General features: G+C 39.3%; 18 protein-coding genes and 2 pseudogenes. 10 read left to right on the top strand and 10 right to left on the bottom strand.

The window, feature by feature from the left end; all coding sequences use genetic code 11:
- Positions 1-94: 94 nt before the first annotated feature.
- From DSM106972_RS28450 to carA, 3 genes are all read right to left on the bottom strand, one after another.
- Complete coding sequence (locus DSM106972_RS28450; protein WP_127083832.1) at positions 95-589, bottom strand: Mini-ribonuclease 3; 495 nt, start codon at positions 587-589, stop codon at positions 95-97.
- Positions 590-886: 297 nt separating this feature from the next.
- Positions 887-1,249: an STAS domain-containing protein gene (locus tag DSM106972_RS28445; RefSeq protein WP_026093148.1), complete on the bottom strand. Its 363-nt coding sequence runs from the start codon at positions 1,247-1,249 to the stop codon at positions 887-889.
- Between the two features lie 94 nt (positions 1,250-1,343).
- Positions 1,344-2,510 (bottom strand): glutamine-hydrolyzing carbamoyl-phosphate synthase small subunit, encoded by a 1,167-nt coding sequence (gene carA / locus DSM106972_RS28440; RefSeq protein WP_127083831.1) that lies wholly within the window; start codon positions 2,508-2,510, stop codon positions 1,344-1,346.
- Positions 2,511-2,653: 143 nt separating this feature from the next.
- On the opposite strand from carA, the gene DSM106972_RS28435 reads away from it, so the two are divergent.
- The gene (locus tag DSM106972_RS28435) at positions 2,654-3,715 is read left to right on the top strand and encodes a retropepsin-like aspartic protease family protein (protein ID WP_127083830.1); all 1,062 of its coding nucleotides are present in this window, start codon (positions 2,654-2,656) and stop codon (positions 3,713-3,715) included.
- On the opposite strand, the gene trpD is transcribed toward DSM106972_RS28435, so the two are convergent.
- Positions 3,660-4,739, bottom strand: coding sequence for an anthranilate phosphoribosyltransferase (trpD, locus tag DSM106972_RS28430; RefSeq protein ID WP_127083829.1), 1,080 nt, complete (start codon positions 4,737-4,739; stop codon positions 3,660-3,662). The genes DSM106972_RS28435 and trpD overlap by 56 nt on opposite strands.
- 174 nt (positions 4,740-4,913) lie before the next feature.
- On the opposite strand from trpD, the gene DSM106972_RS28425 reads away from it, so the two are divergent.
- The 6 genes from DSM106972_RS28425 (at position 4,914) to DSM106972_RS55440 (ending at position 9,390) form a co-directional block, all read left to right on the top strand.
- Entirely contained in the window at positions 4,914-5,186 is a 273-nt protein-coding gene (locus DSM106972_RS28425; RefSeq protein ID WP_073622907.1) for a TIGR02450 family Trp-rich protein, read from the top strand.
- A 441-nt stretch (positions 5,187-5,627) separates the two neighbouring features.
- A complete protein-coding gene (gene bchL, locus DSM106972_RS28420) occupies positions 5,628-6,494 on the top strand; it encodes a ferredoxin:protochlorophyllide reductase (ATP-dependent) iron-sulfur ATP-binding protein (protein ID WP_127083828.1) in 867 nt (288 codons plus the stop codon).
- Positions 6,495-6,523: 29 nt separating this feature from the next.
- Positions 6,524-7,285: a DUF5331 domain-containing protein gene (locus DSM106972_RS28415; protein WP_127083827.1), complete on the top strand. Its 762-nt coding sequence runs from the start codon at positions 6,524-6,526 to the stop codon at positions 7,283-7,285.
- Between the two features lie 89 nt (positions 7,286-7,374).
- Positions 7,375-8,769, top strand: a complete 1,395-nt coding sequence (locus DSM106972_RS28410) for a ferredoxin:protochlorophyllide reductase (ATP-dependent) subunit N (protein ID WP_127083826.1) — start codon at positions 7,375-7,377, stop codon at positions 8,767-8,769.
- Positions 8,770-8,887: 118 nt separating this feature from the next.
- Positions 8,888-9,139 (top strand): hypothetical protein, encoded by a 252-nt coding sequence (locus DSM106972_RS28405; RefSeq protein ID WP_127083825.1) that lies wholly within the window; start codon positions 8,888-8,890, stop codon positions 9,137-9,139.
- A gap of 47 nt (positions 9,140-9,186) precedes the next feature.
- A complete protein-coding gene (locus DSM106972_RS55440; RefSeq protein WP_325052223.1) occupies positions 9,187-9,390 on the top strand; it encodes a type II toxin-antitoxin system YoeB family toxin in 204 nt (67 codons plus the stop codon).
- Between the two features lie 38 nt (positions 9,391-9,428).
- Here DSM106972_RS55440 and DSM106972_RS28395 read toward each other — a convergent pair whose 3' ends face one another.
- Positions 9,429-9,959, bottom strand: a complete 531-nt coding sequence (locus DSM106972_RS28395) for a hypothetical protein (RefSeq protein WP_127083824.1) — start codon at positions 9,957-9,959, stop codon at positions 9,429-9,431.
- Between the two features lie 311 nt (positions 9,960-10,270).
- Positions 10,271-11,395, bottom strand: coding sequence for a sensor protein KdpD (locus DSM106972_RS28390; protein WP_127083823.1), 1,125 nt, complete (start codon positions 11,393-11,395; stop codon positions 10,271-10,273).
- A 332-nt stretch (positions 11,396-11,727) separates the two neighbouring features.
- Between DSM106972_RS28390 and DSM106972_RS28385 the strand changes: the two genes are divergently transcribed.
- Positions 11,728-11,907 carry a hypothetical protein gene (locus DSM106972_RS28385; RefSeq protein WP_127083822.1) on the top strand — a complete coding sequence of 60 codons (180 nt, stop codon included), beginning with the start codon at positions 11,728-11,730 and terminating at the stop codon, positions 11,905-11,907.
- A 21-nt stretch (positions 11,908-11,928) separates the two neighbouring features.
- Here DSM106972_RS28385 and DSM106972_RS28380 read toward each other — a convergent pair whose 3' ends face one another.
- From DSM106972_RS28380 to DSM106972_RS28365, 4 genes are all read right to left on the bottom strand, one after another.
- Complete coding sequence (locus tag DSM106972_RS28380) at positions 11,929-12,351, bottom strand: response regulator (RefSeq protein ID WP_127083821.1); 423 nt, start codon at positions 12,349-12,351, stop codon at positions 11,929-11,931.
- A 342-nt stretch (positions 12,352-12,693) separates the two neighbouring features.
- Entirely contained in the window at positions 12,694-13,212 is a 519-nt protein-coding gene (locus DSM106972_RS28375; protein WP_127083820.1) for a hypothetical protein, read from the bottom strand.
- A 153-nt stretch (positions 13,213-13,365) separates the two neighbouring features.
- A complete protein-coding gene (locus tag DSM106972_RS28370) occupies positions 13,366-14,532 on the bottom strand; it encodes an LL-diaminopimelate aminotransferase (protein ID WP_127083869.1) in 1,167 nt (388 codons plus the stop codon).
- Between the two features lie 112 nt (positions 14,533-14,644).
- Positions 14,645-14,974: a thioredoxin family protein gene (locus tag DSM106972_RS28365; protein WP_073622900.1), complete on the bottom strand. Its 330-nt coding sequence runs from the start codon at positions 14,972-14,974 to the stop codon at positions 14,645-14,647.
- A 136-nt stretch (positions 14,975-15,110) separates the two neighbouring features.
- Between DSM106972_RS28365 and DSM106972_RS28360 the strand changes: the two are divergent.
- Both DSM106972_RS28360 and DSM106972_RS28355 read left to right on the top strand, forming a co-directional pair.
- Positions 15,111-15,826 (top strand): annotated as a pseudogene (locus DSM106972_RS28360) (DUF488 domain-containing protein).
- A 15-nt stretch (positions 15,827-15,841) separates the two neighbouring features.
- Positions 15,842-16,207 (top strand): annotated as a pseudogene (locus tag DSM106972_RS28355) (DUF488 domain-containing protein); the annotation flags it as partial.
- Between the last annotated feature and the right edge of the window lie 31 nt (positions 16,208-16,238).

The following is a 16,238-nucleotide window of genomic DNA, read 5'->3' as shown; positions in this document are numbered from 1 at the left end:
TAATTTCATGTGCGTTTCCGGCACTTCTATCACTACAATTCAACCCAAATGCAAGCGCAAGAGGTTATTTTAGGTAGAAATACCACTACTTGTTCTAAATATGTGATTCGATTGATTCGGTCGGTATTTTGTGCAGGAGTTCTACTAAACGCGCTTCGTCAGTTAAATATAAGTAACCAACTAAGGTCTCTAAGCTTGTTGCTTGTTGATATGTTTCGGCACTCACTCGCTTTGGTCTTCCGGTAGTAGCATTGCGGCCTCTACGGACGATTTCTAATTCGTTATCGGTCAATTCTGGTGCTAGCGCTTGCAAATGGCGCGCTTGCATCTCCGCTCGTACTTGTGCAACTACCGAACGATGATAACTATCGATTCGCTGCGGTGGTAGGAGATAGTACATTCTAAAGTACAGTTCATAAACTGCATCCCCCAAATAGGCTAAAGCAGTAGGAGAAATTTGTCGAAGTTCGGCTAGAGATATTTGAGTCGGTAACTTGTTACAAGCAGCTTTCAGTACTTGGTTCCAAGGGTTATCATGACACCTACTCTCTGAGTCATCTTCAAATGGTTGTTCCTCCGATAATTTCACAAATTCATCATTCCTCACTGTTTACATATCGCGATTAACGCAGCACAACTTGGGGGTGGAACCAAACTACTTTGCCCGCAATCTCCCATTACGGGTCAAAAAGGCATCATTAGGGATTACATAAAATTACTTTTAATATCAGGCTTTACGATTCAAGCGATCTGTAGATAACACTTTAGCGCATTATCACACTCTAAACAGCTTATTATATCTAAAATTTACGTAAAAATTAAAGCTATCCAGATTTTTGACATCGGATAGCTGGTTGTAATTTGTCGTTACAATCAAGCAACAAAGCTACTTGATATTCTCTAAAGCCGCGTCAACACTTGTTTGCAGGGCGAGAAATTTCTCTAGACGTACAAGTTTGACTGTTTGAGTGACGCGGGCGTTTGTGACAATTTGTAAGGTTCCTTCGTTATTCTGTGCCTGCTTGGCGAGTTGCACAAGGGCGCCTAACCCAGAACTGTCTACAAAATCAATTTGTGAGAGGTCTAAGATAATATTCTTTGGACCCTCATCAATTTTGCCTCCAATAACCTTGCGGAATGTAGGTTCAGAGAAGGCATCTAATAAGCCTGTGAGACGGAATAGCTGACAGTTATCCCGAACTTCGCGGGTACCTCGCAGGCTAACGGTTAAATTTAGTGGTTCAGCAATAACTCCCTCCTCGTCTTAAAACGAACGCTCAAGTATAGATGAATTTAATGCATTTTGTCTATAATAGACCCCAAACAAAGTTAATTGCCAATGGTCAACAAACATTTGCCGTTTGTGACTGTCTTGCTTTGCTCATTTCTTCCACAAACTGCTCAAACAAGTAGTCAGCATCGTGGGGTCCAGGACTCGCTTCGGGATGATACTGCACTGAGAATACTGGCAGTTGTTTGTGACGAACACCTGCTACTGTACGGTCGTTCAGGTTTAAATGGCTGACTTCGACCTGGGATGTTGGTAGTGAGTCTGGGTTTATGGCAAAGCTGTGATTTTGACTGGTAATTTCTATTTTCTCAGTTAAGCCTGCGGGTTGATTTAAACCGCGATGCCCAAATTTGAGCTTAAAGGTCTCTGCCCCCAATGCGTGACCTAAAATTTGGTGTCCCATACAAATTCCAAACATTGGCTTTTCGGCTTCGAGTAATGCCTTTGTCGTCGCAATACCCTCTAAAACAGTCGCAGGGTCTCCTGGCCCATTCGAGAGAAATATACCATCTGGGTTATATTTTAAAATCTCTTCTGCACTCGTGGTGGCGGGTACTACGACAACACGGCAACCGTAAGAAGCTAATCGTCTCAGAATGTTACGTTTTACGCCAAAATCTAAAGCTACAACTGTAAAACTATTTTTTGAATCACTTTTACATTTAGGGTTAAATTCCCAAACCGCTGTAGTTGGGTCTGACCATTCGTATACAGATTGTGTTGTTACTTCACGCACCAAGTTCAAACCTTCCATATTCGGCGCCGTTTGAATTTGTTCAAGTAATTCGTTCTCGTCGAGAATGGACGTTGAGATACCGCCGTTCATTGCTCCAAAATTACGGATTTTACGAGTTAGTGCGCGTGTATCTATACCGTAAATACCAGGTATTTGGTGCTGCTTTAGATAATCAGACAGTGACTGGGTAGAACGCCAGTTACTAGGACGGTGGCAAATGTTACGAGCAATGGCGCCGCGAACCTGTGGACGGTCAGATTCCTCATCAAGAGGATTGACACCAGTGTTTCCCAATTCTGGATAGGTAAAAAGAACTATCTGACCACAGTAGCTGGGGTCTGTCAGGACTTCTTGATATCCCGTCATACCTGTATTGAAGACTACTTCTCCAATAGTGGTACCAATGGCGCCAAAAGACCAGCCACGATAAGATGTTCCATCTGCTAGTACGAGTAAAGCAGGTATAGCGTCAGACAGTGACATATGCTGCACAGTAAAAAAGTTAAAGTATTTAAGAGCGAATGGTTCCGATGGTTAATTATGCCATAAGTATATTTATTGGATTTTGTGGAACAAAGGAAAGCAGGTAGAATTTAAACTATAAGAGCAAAAATCTAATTACTTCGATGCGTAACTCGTGGTACCTAATATTAGTTACGATAGCAGTCCTGACTACTAGTTGTGACAAGCAAACTCAAATTAAAAGTGAAAGGCAATCTGTTTCAATGTCAGCGACTACAGAGACTGACGGTCAAATAGTGGAAAATTCCACTTCAACATCAGAGTCGGCGCCTCAAACCATAGACCAAGCCAAGACGTTTGAGTTAGGTTTAGATAAAGCGGCTGGTGCATATACTATAAGTCAATCGGCTCAATCGGTTAATGATTGGCTGTTAGTAGCTGGTCAATATCAAGACGCAATTGTGCTAATGAAACAAGTTCAGCGCGATGACCCTTATTATTCAATCGCACAGCAAAAAATTAGCGAGTACCAACAAAGAGCCAAGCAAGCACAACTGAGAACCATTGCAACCGCAAAACCAACCCCACAACCCCAAGTGACTCAAGTTGTTGTCGTTCCTGAAACTATGAACAAACCACAAGTTCAAGCGAACGCCAAAATTGCAACTGCTCCTAAACCTCAAAAAATTATTGCTCCAGTTTACGCACTCAAACCCAAGCAACCACAAGTTGAGCAGCAAGTTCAACCAATTATTCCCCCCGAAGCTTTCATTAACCAAGAAACAGAAGAACAAGTAATTACAGTCCCAATTAAACGCAGGATGGGAGGTACACCAGTTATTGAAGTCAAATTTAACGGCAATCAAAATTTTGAGATGATAGTCGATACAGGCGCCAGTGGAACTGTTATCACTCAAAAAATGGCTGACTTCCTTTCAATCGTACCTGTTGGTCAAGCTAAAGCTAATACGGCTAGTTCCAAAGCAGTAACTTTTCCCATTGGTTATGTAAATTCAATGGAAGTTGGCGAAGTCAAAGTTGGACAAATTCCAGTTGCCATCGCAGGAGCAGGACTAGAAACTGGACTTTTAGGACACGACTTTTTTGGAGACTACGACATAACCATCAAGCGCGATGTCGTCCAATTTCGACCTCATACTCCCACCGATACTAAGACCGTAGAAACTCGACCAAGCATTCCAATTTATCCCAAGCTGCGCCGCTAGCCAAAATATCGAGTGCTAACTCTGTACCTTTTTGATGCTCACCCCAAGGTACAGCATCGCCCACTTCTAGCGCTAACCCAGCATTAAGCGCAACAACAGAAGTTTGTGCGGTTGTGCCTTTACCCTGTAACACAGCTTTCAAAATATCAGCATTTTCTTCAACATCTCCACCTCGCAGTTCCGTAACAGGCGCCTTTACAAGTCCCAAAGCTTGAGGGTCAACAGTTTTCATCTCTACCTTACCATCACTAAGAACCGCTAAATCAGTTAAATCTCCTAAAGAAGCCTCATCAAGTCCTTCACGTCCATTTAAAACAATAGCCTTGTGCGTTCCTAATTGCAGCATCGCATTCGCAATCGTTTCTAGTAATTTAGGGGTATATACTCCCATTACCTGTCCAGTTGGACGCATTGGGTTTACTAGAGGACCTAGCAAGTTAAATACAGTTCTTACCTTTAAATTCTTTCTAATTCCAGCTACTGCCTTCATTGCTGGATGCCAACCAGGAGCAAATAAAAAGCTTATACCTACAGAATCTACAGCAGCTTGCACCTTATCGCCAGGGGCACTTAAATTTACACCTAAATATTCTAGTACATCCGCGCTGCCAACTCGACTTGATGCAGAGCGATTACCATGTTTTGCAACTCGCACACCTGCTGCTGCTGCAACAAATGCTACCGCCGTAGAAATATTAAATGTAGAGGCGCCATCACCTCCAGTGCCACAAGTATCAATTAAAGGAGTAGTTGTAGGTTCTATTGACCCTTCGCTCACCGACAGAGATTGTAGCACCTGTGCCATTCCTGCTAATTCGTCGCAAGACACACCTTTGGCTTGAAGTCCAATTAATATTGCTCCTGATAATTCTAGGGGTATAGCTTCGTTCAACCAGCCCTGCATCAACTCAACAGCTTGTTGGCGTGATAATGATTGATGGTCGAGAATTTGTTGAAGTAATGAAGACCAGTTGACTGTAGTAGATTCAGAAGAAACTTTTAAAGTGGTAGGCGAACTGCTCATAAACCGCACAGGAATAGTTAGATATCGCAGTTATCGTACCTAATAATCAACCTCTGGTGCTTAACTTATATATTGTTTGTGCATATCTAAATTTTCTATAATCACCATTCTTTACTATAATTAATAATACTTAACATTTCTTAATAAAATTTTTGAGTCCAAATTTAAGTAATTATGCCTAAATCAAAAAAACAAAAGTTTCCGTATTTACTCGGTTCAAAATGGACGTCACAAAAAAAAGTTGATGGTTGGCGCCATTTTGAAGTTGTCAACCGTAAAAACCAGGGAAAATGGGTTTATGCCGAAATGGTTTCATCTTGTGACCCGAACGTTCGGTTTTGGACTAACGCAGCAATATTACAAGACCAAGAACTTTGGCGCCCAGGCTGGTTGACTTTAGAAGATATGGAATTGATCCCCCCAACCCCCCTTAATAAGGGGGGCTAAGAACCCCTCTTGTTCCCCCCTTAATAAGGGGGGCTAAGAACCCCTCTTGTTCCCCCCTTATTAAGGGGGGCTAGGGGGGATCGTCAATTGTGATAATTATTTACACTCACTGCATTCTCACTACTATTAACCACACTATCACCCCAAATATATAAGTCTAAAAGGCTTTTACGTTAGGGGTTTTAGCTTTTTGTGTATTGTAACTAATTTTATAAAATACATAATATAAAGATACTTTAAAAACATTTTGTAACCATTATCGCGTGATTTAAGAAGATATGTGACAAAAAAGAATTGAATGAGTACAAGCACTTGGAATTAGACTACTATTCACAGAGCAAGTCCCTTTATTTCCTGAGTGAATTGAACAATAATGACACTCATGAACCATCAAAGCTTCAAGACACAAAGTTTTATAAACAAGAATTAAGAGGTAAAAACGTGAAACTAGCAGTTTATGGAAAAGGTGGCATCGGTAAATCTACAACTAGTTGTAATATTTCTGTCGCCTTAGCCAAGCGGGGTAAAAAGGTATTACAAATAGGCTGTGACCCAAAGCACGATAGTACATTTACTCTAACTGGATTCTTAATTCCCACAATTATTGATACGCTGCAAGAAAAAGACTATCACTACGAAGACGTTTGGCCCGAAGATGTAATTTATAAGGGTTATGGTGGTGTCGATTGTGTTGAAGCAGGTGGTCCACCAGCAGGCGCCGGATGTGGCGGTTATGTAGTTGGGGAGACCGTGAAATTACTCAAAGAACTCAATGCCTTTGATGAATACGATGTCATTTTGTTTGATGTTCTTGGTGACGTGGTTTGTGGTGGTTTTGCGGCGCCTTTAAACTATGCTGATTACTGTATGATTGTTACAGACAACGGTTTTGACGCATTGTTTGCAGCTAATCGCATTGCCGCTTCGGTACGTGAAAAAGCACGCACCCACCCATTGCGTTTAGCAGGGTTGATTGGCAACCGTACCAGCAAGCGGGATTTGATAGAGAAATACATCGAAGCAGTGCCCATGCCAGTTTTGGAAGTTTTACCATTGATAGAAGACATTCGTGTTTCGCGTGTTAAAGGTAAAACATTATTTGAGATGGCAGAGCAAGATCCCTCGTTAAATTACGTGTGTGACTACTATCTCAGCATCGCCGACCAAATTTTAGCGCGTCCGGAAGGAGTTGTGCCTAACGATGCTCAAGATAGAGATTTATTCTCTTTGTTATCAGATTTTTACTTAAATCCGGGTAAACCCGCAGTCACTAATCCGGAAGAGCAATTAGACTTGATGATTGTATAAATCATTATTTCTTTTCGGGATGGGGCTATATGGCATTCTTTTACAGTTTTACAGAATCGTTGAAACAGAAGTGGTTGCAATTTTTTCAGGCTAACCGTGAATGGATAACCTTGCAGATGCAAGTGGAATCGGTTTACACACCTGATGGTGGCAAACGTCCATCGAGTTACCTGATTTTGGGCGTAGCAAACGCGCTAGAGCCGAAATTAGCTCAGTTAATGTTACCCTTTTCAAAATTGAACCCAGATGCCGATACCCTCGTCGAAGTACTAGGTTTACACTTCGACCCAAATGTTGCACTAGGTAATCATTCCATACCTTATCAGCAAGATAGCGATATGGTTATGAACGAATCAATTGAAGAATCAATGGCTGAACAAGAAAGTCAATCAATTGACGTTGATGATGCACCAGGAATTCTTACTAGTGGCTTTGAAACAGGAACAGCTAGGAATAGTTTCTCAATCGATGCTGTTGATACCAGTGAGATACATACTATGTCTCTAAATGGTGTTGGCACCAACGTAGAAGAAACAGCACAAAAATTGTCTTCAGTATCATCAGATGATGATTTTGGTGGTGATATCTCTTTTGACAGTGATTTGCCACTAAAAAATGATAGTTACAACGAACTTGAAGACCTCAACACTTCAGACGACGACCACGGATTTAGCGACGTGTTAATCGACGTTTGGAGCGAGGAAACAAAAACTCAGAATAGCGTTGATGGGGATTTCGGCGCTAGTTTTGAAGAAGACTCAGAAATAGCTCGTCTTTTCCCCAACGGATAAAGCCATTTTGGATTTTAGATTTTAGATTTTGGCTTTAAATCCAAAATCTAAAATTCCAAATCATAAAAATAAGGGGAGAAACTTTTAAAATGACTGTTGCAGAATCACAAGCTTTAACATTCGACTGTGAAACCGGCAATTACCACACTTTCTGTCCAATTAGCTGTGTAGCATGGTTGTACCAAAAAATAGAGGATAGTTTCTTTTTAGTTATTGGTACAAAGACTTGCGGTTACTTTTTGCAAAATGCGATGGGGGTAATGATTTTTGCCGAACCTCGTTATGCAATGGCAGAGTTAGAAGAAGGTGATATTTCTGCCAAACTCAACGATTACGAAGAGTTAAAGCGATTATGTACACAAATTAAACGTGACCGTAACCCCAGTGTAATTGTTTGGATTGGCACCTGCACTACTGAAATAATTAAAATGGATTTAGAGGGTTTGGCGCCTAAGCTTGAAGGTGAGCTAGGCATACCCATAGTAGTAGCGCGTGCAAATGGTTTAGATTATGCTTTTACACAGGGCGAAGATACAGTATTAGCAGCAATGGCAGCACGTTGTCCAGATAAGGCGCCTGTTGCACAAACCGAAAAAGAAGAACGTGGTTTGTCTAAACTACTTAATTTTGGTAAGAAGAAAGAAGAAATAGTTCAAGAAGAATCTGAGTATGTAGCTCATCCACCCTTGGTTTTATTCGGTTCACTCCCCGACCCCGTAGTTACACAGTTAACACTCGAACTGAAAAAACAGGGCATTAAAGTTTCAGGTTGGTTGCCCGCAAAAAGATTTACAGAATTACCAGTATTAGAAGAAGGTTACTACGTTTGTGGTGTTAACCCATTCCTTAGCCGTACCGCTACCACCTTAATGCGGCGCCGTAAGTGTAAATTAATAGGCGCCCCCTTTCCAATTGGTCCCGACGGCACACGCGCTTGGGTAGAAAAAATTTGTTCGGTATTTAACATAACACCCAAAGGTTTAGACGAACGCGAAGCGAAAATTTGGGAAGGTGTAGAAGACTACGTAAAATTAATACGTGGTAAATCAGTATTTTTCATGGGCGACAACTTGCTAGAAATATCTTTAGCGCGTTTCTTAGTGCGTTGTGGCATGACCGTCCAAGAAGTAGGCATTCCCTACATGGACAAACGCTACCAAGCTGCGGAACTAGCAATGTTAGAGCAAGCTTGTAAAGATATGGACGTACCATTGCCAACAATTGTTGAAAAACCCGATAATTACAACCAAATTCAGCGCATTAATGAAAGAAAGCCTGATTTAGTAATTACCGGAATGGCACATGCAAACCCATTAGAAGCACGCGGAATTAATACCAAGTGGTCAGTAGAATTTACATTCGCTCAAATTCACGGGTTTAGTAACGCACGCGACGTCCTAGAACTAGTAACTCGTCCACTACGTCGCAACAACAACCTCAAAGACCTAGGTTGGGACAAACTAGTCAAAGAAGCCCATGTATAAATTTCTCTTCTAGAGCAAATCTTGTGGAACGGGCATCCCTGCCCGTCCTACCCAACCTAGCATAATTAAACTTCAAATATGGTACAATAGCATTAGCTAAATTCAAGATATCAGTTATATGCTTAGTGGAATTAAACAAAAAGCGATAGTAGGGAGAGATGGCAAAATCGAACTATCTACAACTGAATTTGAAGAAGGAACAATTGTAGAAGTAATTGTTTTTGCTGAACCGCAAATAGAAGAGGATGCAACAACCTATCTTTTGAAGTCGGAGGCAAATAAAAAACGACTACTTAAAGCGATAGAAAACGTAAATAAAGGAAACTTAATTTACGTAGATTTAGATGAATATGAAAAAGATAGCCTTTGAACCATTAGCCTTTGAGCAATTTAGCCAATGGGCATTAGGATAAGAAGATTTTCAAAAAAATACTAAAACTTCTTGAAGACATAAAAAGAGATTCCTTTTCAGGAATAGGTAAGCCAGAAGTAGCTCAAATATGGGCAGAAGAAGCTAAATTTCGTAATCAGCAAATGGAGAATGGTCAACTTGCGGGTATTTCTGCTGAGGAAGTATTTGAAAGAATTCGTTTTATAGGCACAACTAACGTCATGCCTTAATAATGTGGAAAATTTAATTTGAAACGACTATCATTGATTTATTTTTTGAAAAGTCGCATTACAGGGTTAGAAGATTTTGAGGTAGAAGTATTTTGTTCACTTTCTACAACAGGCGCCTCGACTGTATCATTTGGGATAATGAACATAACTTTAACTTTATCTGGCTGATTCTCTTCACTAGGATATAACTTTAACCACTCATCAAATTTAATTCCAAGTCTTGATATAGCTTTTATTTCTTCCTGGTAAACTTCAAAACGCTGATTTGTCTCAACCATTGATTCGATAGATTCAAAAACTTGAGGAAGACGAGCATATATATTTGGTTTAGGGTCTTCCCAAAATACTTTTCCTGCCCAATCTGCCTTTGAATCCCAAATAGCTGCTGGTAGAGATTTAACCCACTTGTTAGGGTCTTGAGAAAATGTGATAATATTTTCGCGTTGCAAGTCAAATACAGCATTTTCATCCCAGCTAGGACTTATCCATTTATAAACTTTAGTTAATCTTCTTAAATCTATCTTGCCTTTAAATTGCGGTTGTAAGTAAACGGCAGGATTGCTAGTCAATTCCTTTATGTACTTTGTGGTAAAGTTTTTCTAACTCTGTGTCTCTGTGGTATACTCAAAATGGGTTAGAACTTTACTTTTAAACAAAGTTACAATTTTAAGATGCTACCCTGCGGGAAAACTGCGTTAACGTTCCTCAGCATGACATCAGAATTTTAAGATGCTACCCTGCGGGAAAACTGCGTTAACGTTCCTCAGCATGACATAATGCTTATATTTTAAGCGTTTGCAGTATAAAAATAATAATTCATATGTTAGAAAACTGCACTGCACAGGCAAGATGCCTGTGCCACGTGTATAAAATGTGTGGGTTATTTTTCGGTAGCGATGATGTGTAGGTCTATGTTTTGGTGTCGTATTAATTCCATTAGGCGTTGGGTGAAGGAGCGTTTAAAAAATCGCTTCCATCCTGATTGTTGACTTTCACCGATAACTATTTGAGTAATGTGAAGGTCAGATGCTATTTTGGCTATTTCTGTGGCTACGCTATGACTGTTAGCTTTGACAAATTCACCACCAAATTCTTTACAGAGTTTTTCACAGGTTTCTATGTGTAAACTTTCTTCTTTACTTAAAAAACGGTCGGGGTCTGCAACAAATACTGTGTACAAGCGAGCATTCATATAGCTGGCAATTCTGGCGCCACGACGTAATAATTGCATAGAATTGGGATACGTCGAAATACAAACTAAAACTCTTTCGTGGATATTACAGCTTAACCCAGCCAAGTTAGAAGCGTTTCCATCGTCTTCTACTGTATCTGCAACTTCTCGTAATGCTAGCTCTCGCAATGCAATTAAATTGCGTCGCTGGAAAAAATTCTCTAATGACTGCTCTATTTTATCGAGTCTGTAAATTTTGCCTTCTCGTAGTCTTTCTTCTAAAGTTTCTGGTGTGACATCTATCACTACGACTGCATCCGCTTCATCGAGTAGACGGTCGGGAATACGTTCGCGAACAACAACGCCTGTAATTCTTGCTACTAGGTCATTTAAACTTTCTAAGTGTTGAATATTAACAGTTGAGTATACGTCTATTCCTGCTTGTAAAATAACTTCTACATCTTGGTAACGCTTTTCGCATGCTGAACCAGGGACGTTGGTATGAGCTAGTTCGTCTACTAAAACTAGTTGTGGGCAGCGTTGTAAAACTGCATCGGTGTCAAACTCTTCTAAGGTGACGTTTTGGTAAAAAATGGCTTTGCGTTGAATTGTTTCGAGTCCAGTCGCTTTTTCTGCTGTTTCTTTACGTCCGTGGGTTTCGAGAATACCAACAACTACATCAATTCCTTCTGCCTTGAGTTGATGCGCTTCTTCAAGCATTTTATACGTTTTGCCTACACCAGGCGCCATTCCAATAAAAATTTTATGCTTACCGCGTCGAGCAGGACGAATGTACGTATTGTTAGGGGAAGGGGAGGCTGAGGAATGATACATAGTAGTTTGAGGTAACTAACTTTATATTAGAGCTGCTAGCTTGTCAAAGATTTCGTAAACTAATGTCAGTATTTTTAAAGTACGGTTACTTGCTACCTCAACGGTGCCAACCCGAAGGTCTGCATAGTGCAATATTGTTGATAACTTAGTAATATAGAGGCGTTTGTTTATATTTTCTTGTCAAAACAAAATAAATATATTGCTATGTCTAGTGGGGATTTCGGAAATTTGCGAAAAACCTTGTGATTCGGCGGTTCAACGGATTTATATATTCATACTCAACGTTTATCTTGAATACAGCGACAAATAAAGTTGAATGTGAGGATAGTATCATGAACGTGCAAGAATTTGAATCTCAATACCGCGACGCAATGACTGAAACCCTTAATGAATTACAGACGGCTGTTTTACTACTGGCACAAGTACAGCGTAAAATCTCCCAAATTGGCAGTTCTGTACAGAGCTTGAGTCAAAGCGTCGAAGAATATATTACCAATCAAACACCTGATTAATAATGAGAGAAATTAACTATACTAATTTGAGTGACGAGATAACTCCTCTTCAATTGCTGCCACTAGTTCGTTAAGATTCACAGGCTTTACGAAGTAACGACAGGCACCTAATTTCATAGCTTTATCTTGGTCAGCTTTAAATGCGAAAGCTGAAACAACGATAACAGGTATTTCTGAATACTTTGGCTTCTGCTTTATTTGTGTTAAAATCGAGTAACCATCAATATCTGGCAACTTTAAATCTAAAAGTATCAATTCTGGTTTAAATTGCTCGACTGTTGAGAAAAATTCCGATGCTTCAGGCAAACCAATAACATCGTAATTAAAATAGGCTAAATAATCACTTAGCAACATTCGATTCATGTCATTATCTTCTATTAACAGAATACGTCTAGAAGGATATGACTTGTACTTTTGTTTATTTTCAAGTAATTGCGCTGTCATTTCTCCCTATTCAATTAGGTAAAAACTCAACGATAACTACTGGACTCAAATATAACTGCACAAAACTCGTTGAATTTGTAATATTTAGTTATTTATTTCATGCAGCCTGAAGTAATGACAACAATTTACATATAAAATTATTTATGTTAACCAATATTAACTCAAATTTTAAATTTAAGCAAAGTTTCTAAATTAACTTACTATCCAAGCACAGAAGGCAGTTGAGACGTATTATTGCTTAATACAAAAAATATCAATCTATTTTTCTAAAAAAGGCGATTTACGATAAGAATATCTTATAATTATTCTTTTGTCTTGGCGCCTTGCCCTAAATATTTACAGTTAAAATTTCTGTACCCGTTTTAACGAATATCGTGCAGCAAAAGCAATAAATGCTAATACTAAAGCAAGACCTGTAGAAGGTTCTGGTACTTTTCTTTTTCGTTTTGGTGCTTGTAATTTCCAAGTAACTTGGTTCGCTGGTAAAATATTTGCATTATTACTAAGAGCAACAGGCTTTATCGTTTCTAGCTTATAAAGATATACAGTTTTACCACTAATGTCTTCTTGAATAACTTTATTTGCTTCTCTGACTTCATTTATGGTATCTTTCGCTTCTGCAAGTAAGCGTGATTCAAGTTCATTCTTCTGACTTTCAGGGTTTTTACTGAATGACTTTGAGCCAAAAGGCACTATTTGAATCAATGGAGTATTTAACCTTGTATTATTATTGAGTTTTAATTGTTGTGTAAATGAACCATTTTTTAACGATATTGCTTGGGCTGGTATAGAAAAACTACCCAATATTAAAACTACAAGTATGTTAAGACTTGTTGTAAAAATTGTACTTAAATTTCTCATAAGCAATTAAATTAGCTATAGAAACTTGGTTTCTTTATGTTTAATATAATACGATAATATTCAGTAATCCCTCTGTAGTCTAGCTTGGGAATACTGAAAATTTAGGTAATCTTTATAAACTTATTGTTAATTCCTAATAAAGTATTAGTAAATTTACTTTAGAAATTCGGCTATACGTTGAACCGCTATTTCCAAAATTAGAGGTTCCCGAACAAGCGCAAAACGGACATAACCTTCTCCTGACTTACCAAAACCTGCACCTGGTGATGCAGCTACACCTGTTTCTTGAACTAGTTTTGTACAAAATTCGATTGAGTTATGGCGCCAAGCATCCGTCAGTTTTGCCCAGACATACATTGTTGCTTGGGGTGTTGGTACATGCCAACCAATATTATCTAAAGCACCAATAAAAGCATCACGGCGCCTTTTAAAAGTTGCGACAGCAGTCTGTACTCCTGTTTGGGGGCCAGTCAAAGCAGCAACGGCGCCGTTTAGAATTCCTCGATACTGGTTAAAGTCAACGGCAGCTTTGACTTGACGCAACGCACGAATTAAGTCCGCGTTGCCAATAGCAAAGCCAATACGGAAACCGCCCATATTATAAGACTTCGAGAGTGTAAAAAATTCAATCGAGACGCTTTTTTCTGGGTCAGCTTGAAATATTGATGGGGCTGTTTCGTCGGAGAATATTAAATCAACGTAGGGAAAATCATGAACGAGAACAATATTATGATTTTGGCAAAAGGCAACTGCTTCTTTAAAGAATGATAGTGGCGCCGTTGCAGCGGTTGGATTATGTGGATAACTTAACACCATCATCCGCGCCTTATTAAGCACATCGACTGGAATATCGCTAAATATAGGTAAAAATTCATTTTCCGCGCGCAGTGGCATTGGATAAATTAATCCTGAAGCTAAATAAACTCCACCTGCGTGAGAAGGATAACCAGGGTCTAACAGTAAAGCGTAATCACCAGGGTTAAGAATTGCTAGAGGTAAATGAGCGGTTCCTTCCTGTGAACCAATTAAAGGTAATACTTCAGTTTCTGGGTCAATGGAAATACCGAACTTTTGCTCATACCAAGTTGCCGCAGCAGTCCGAAATGCTATCGTGGCGCCAAAAAGTAAGTAACCATGAGTTGATGGGTCATCTAATGATTTTGCGATAGCATCAATAATATGTGGTTGTGCCGCTAGGTCACTTGAACCCAGCGACAAATCAATTAATTCTTTGGAAGCTGCCAAAGCTTTGGTTTTAGCAGTGTCCATATCCGCAAACACATTACTTTGCAGAGGTTGTAGACGTTTAGCGAACTGCATTTCGGTATCTTGCATAACATTCAACTATATTATGCACTATAGAAACCGGGCTTCTGGAGAAGTATTTTGCTAGATACCTAAATTCCCTTAAAGAAGCCCGGTTTCTCGCAAGCTAATTTAGATGACTATCAATGAAGTTAAACAGCTTGTCTTTACCAATGGCGCCTTCAGTAGCAGCTAAAAGTTGACCATCTTGAACTATCCGAAAGGCAGGTACACCTTCAATTTGGTACTGCTTGACAGTAGTAGGGTTAGGGTCAACTTCCATTTTAACTACTTTCAGACGGTCGCCATAAGTATTGGCGGCATTGTTAACCGTCATAGTCATTAACTTGCAAGGACCGCACCAAGAAGCCCAGAAATAAAGTAATACGGGCTGCTCAGATTTCAAAACTTCTGTTTCAAACTCAGTATCAGTGATAGTAATTACACCCGTACTCATGTGCTTCTCCAATCAGGTGATATCGTTAATAATTTACACATAACTTAATGTATAACAAACTTGCCCATATTCCCAAGCTATTCACGATTTTTTATTCGTTGAGCGAGTAAAATCGTAAACAAAAAGTTTGCATACCATGAATAACCATAAAGAATTATTTACGATTGGTCACTCAAACCATAGTAGCGAAGCTTTTATTCAATTACTCAAGCAACACGAAGTAACAGCCATTGCGGACGTGCGTTCCCATCCCTATAGTCGTCAAAACCCCCAATTTACCCAAGCTGCTCTTAAAGCTACTTTGCTCGAAGTAGGTATTTACTACGTTTTTCTAGGTAAAGAGTTAGGCGCTGTTTGTCAAGTAACCCTAATTGTTATGTAGATGGTAAAGCTTTATACGAAAGAATTGCAGCAACCGAAGAGTTTGCCATCGGTATACAACGTTTGCTCAAAGGCGCCCAAAAGCATCGAATAGCCTTAATGTGTGCCGAAAAAGACCCAATGACATGTCATCGTGCCATTTTAGTATGTCAAAACCTACGTCATCACGACATAAAAATTAACCATATATTAAGTAACAGTACACTTCTTACGCAGCAGCAAATAGAATCCAGACTGTTACAAAAATTCGGACTGCAAGACGAACAAGTTAATCAACCAGTACAGTTATCATTGTTTACAGACACGAATTCTGTAGAAACACCAATGTCAAATAGTACCTTAGAAGACAGACTAAAAATTGCATATCATCAGCAAAGCCAAGAAATTGCATATCAAGAAAAAAATATGACCCATCAAATTAATATATATACAATTGGTTTTACTAAAAAATCCGCTCAACATTTTTTTTAAACTTTAGCTAAAAATGGTATAAAAAGAGTTATAGACGCAAGATTAAATAATAATTCACAACTAGCAGGGTTTACTAAAAAAGCCGACTTTGAGTATTTTTTAAACAAGATAACCAATATTGAATATGTCCACTTATTAGAACTGGCGCCGACTTCAGAAATATTAGACACGTATAAAAAAAATGGTGGTGACTGGCAAACTTACGAACGTCAGTTTTTATCCTTAATGCAACAACGTGCCATAGAAAAGCAGTTCTCACCAGATACCTTCGACAGTGGATGTGTATTATGTAGCGAAGCAACTCCTCAACACTGCCATAGGCGCCTCATTGTAGAATATCTATATGACAAATGGGAAAATATAAATATCCAACATCTTTAAAATCCTCTTGTGGAGCGGGCATCCCTGCCCG

Source organism: Dulcicalothrix desertica PCC 7102, assembly GCF_003991905.1.
GTDB lineage: Bacteria > Cyanobacteriota > Cyanobacteriia > Cyanobacteriales > Nostocaceae > Dulcicalothrix > Dulcicalothrix desertica.
The sequence above is the reverse complement of the archived record's forward strand: the minus strand, read 5'-3'. Positions and strand labels throughout refer to the sequence as shown.

Bases quoted from the DNA above. Each gene is read 5' to 3' on its own strand.
- DSM106972_RS28380 (WP_127083821.1), bottom strand. From the start codon at position 12,351: ATGACAGCGCAATTACTTGAAAATAAACAAAAGTACAAGTCATATCCT.
- DSM106972_RS28385 (WP_127083822.1), top strand. From the start codon at position 11,728: ATGAACGTGCAAGAATTTGAATCTCAATACCGCGACGCAATGACTGAA.
- DSM106972_RS28405 (WP_127083825.1), top strand. From the start codon at position 8,888: ATGCTTAGTGGAATTAAACAAAAAGCGATAGTAGGGAGAGATGGCAAA.
- DSM106972_RS28435 (WP_127083830.1), top strand. From the start codon at position 2,654: ATGCGTAACTCGTGGTACCTAATATTAGTTACGATAGCAGTCCTGACT.
- DSM106972_RS28375 (WP_127083820.1), bottom strand. From the start codon at position 13,212: ATGAGAAATTTAAGTACAATTTTTACAACAAGTCTTAACATACTTGTA.
- DSM106972_RS28370 (WP_127083869.1), bottom strand. From the start codon at position 14,532: ATGCAGTTCGCTAAACGTCTACAACCTCTGCAAAGTAATGTGTTTGCG.
- DSM106972_RS28425 (WP_073622907.1), top strand. From the start codon at position 4,914: ATGCCTAAATCAAAAAAACAAAAGTTTCCGTATTTACTCGGTTCAAAA.
- trpD (WP_127083829.1), bottom strand. From the start codon at position 4,739: ATGAGCAGTTCGCCTACCACTTTAAAAGTTTCTTCTGAATCTACTACA.
- DSM106972_RS28390 (WP_127083823.1), bottom strand. From the start codon at position 11,395: ATGTATCATTCCTCAGCCTCCCCTTCCCCTAACAATACGTACATTCGT.
- DSM106972_RS28410 (WP_127083826.1), top strand. From the start codon at position 7,375: ATGACTGTTGCAGAATCACAAGCTTTAACATTCGACTGTGAAACCGGC.
- carA (WP_127083831.1), bottom strand. From the start codon at position 2,510: ATGTCACTGTCTGACGCTATACCTGCTTTACTCGTACTAGCAGATGGA.
- DSM106972_RS28365 (WP_073622900.1), bottom strand. From the start codon at position 14,974: ATGAGTACGGGTGTAATTACTATCACTGATACTGAGTTTGAAACAGAA.
- DSM106972_RS28415 (WP_127083827.1), top strand. From the start codon at position 6,524: ATGGCATTCTTTTACAGTTTTACAGAATCGTTGAAACAGAAGTGGTTG.